The sequence below is a fragment of the Vibrio sp. V03_P4A6T147 genome (genome assembly GCF_002241085.1).
GTDB classification, from domain to species: Bacteria; Pseudomonadota; Gammaproteobacteria; order Enterobacterales; family Vibrionaceae; genus Vibrio; species Vibrio anguillarum.
In genome coordinates, this window is the sequence record NZ_NDIO01000039.1 from 21,242 (window position 1) to 22,403 (window position 1,162).

Here is a 1,162-nt window from a genome sequence, read left to right on the forward strand (position 1 = left end):
TTCTCTATCATGAGTATCGCAGCAGGTTACGAAATTATTGAATGGTGGTATGCCTCAATCGCGGGTGGTGATGAGGGAATCGCTTTTCTGGGTTCACAAGGCGACATTTGGGACGCACAAAAAGACATGTTATGCGATACCCTTGGGGCAATGACGGCACTTTGCCTATTATGGTTTAGGCCAAAATCAAACATTCCTTACAGTGAAGTATGAAATGCCTCTAATTTTTGGAACTAAGGTAAATATTACCGAGAGCAAGTTTTGATTAGTGTTTATTCTGTGAGTACGGAGAACATGACTCTCCCTTTTTGCTGCTGAGAATTGATTATGAAAAATATAAATAAAACACTTGAAAAAATAGACTGCTGTCCACTTTGTCAACATGACGAATACTTTATTTCCACAAACAATGAAAAGTTTATCTGCGCACAATGTGGTTTTAAAACCGACCACTTACAAAGCGTCCAGCAAATGATTGGTGTACACACAGCGCTAATCAGTCATAAACACATTCATTGCTTGGCCAACAATGTGCATTGAGCCATGGTTTAAGCTCAAGTAATGTGTCGATAACAACGACATTAGGCGCTTGAGAAAAACCCTGTGGGTTAAGAGGTGCTAGCTGAACGGTTGGTACCTCTGCATTGATACCCGCTTCAACCCCTTTTGCTGAATCATCCACATAAATACATTCTTGCAAAAGAAATCCCATATTCATCGCACAATAACGAATCAAATCAGGTTCAGGCTTCCAACTATTCGCATCAAAGGCTGAAAAAATGCGTCCTTCAAACAAAGGGAGCAAACCGCTCCGTTGTAAAATTGATGATATTTTTTCTTTAGGTGCATTAGAGGTGACACAGTATTCAATACCCTGCTGGCGTAAATACTCAAGTAGTTCTATCGCACCATCCATGGGTGAAAGATATTGCTGGAAGAGCTCATTAACTTTATCCCGATAAAGGTTCTCTAAAAGATCAAGATCGGCGTTAATGTTGGTATGTTCAAGTGCCTGAAACAGTATGTCCGCAATCTTCCCACCTTCAAAATGGTTACTCACTTGTGCAAAAGTAAGGTGGGCTCCTAGTTGGTTCAATACATTGACTAGCGCTTCGCAGCACAAACGCTCACTATCAACTAAAGTACCTTCACAGTCGAAAAT

At 40.6% G+C, this 1,162-nt stretch carries 3 protein-coding genes; 2 read left to right on the forward strand and 1 reads right to left on the reverse strand.

Annotated features, from left to right (window positions below; genetic code table 11):
- The coding region (locus B9J84_RS16270; RefSeq protein WP_404206163.1) for a DUF2238 domain-containing protein at window positions 1-213 on the forward strand (213 nt) is incomplete at its 5' end.
- 114 nt (window positions 214-327) lie between these two features.
- Window positions 328-540, forward strand: a complete 213-nt coding sequence (locus B9J84_RS16275; RefSeq protein WP_010318303.1) for a hypothetical protein — start codon at window positions 328-330, stop codon at window positions 538-540.
- Here the strand turns inward: B9J84_RS16275 and B9J84_RS01520 are convergent.
- Window positions 497-1,162 (reverse strand): HAD family hydrolase (locus B9J84_RS01520; RefSeq protein ID WP_404206164.1); only part of this gene is annotated, 666 nt, incomplete at its 5' end. The two genes, B9J84_RS16275 and B9J84_RS01520, sit on opposite strands and share 44 nt — an antisense overlap.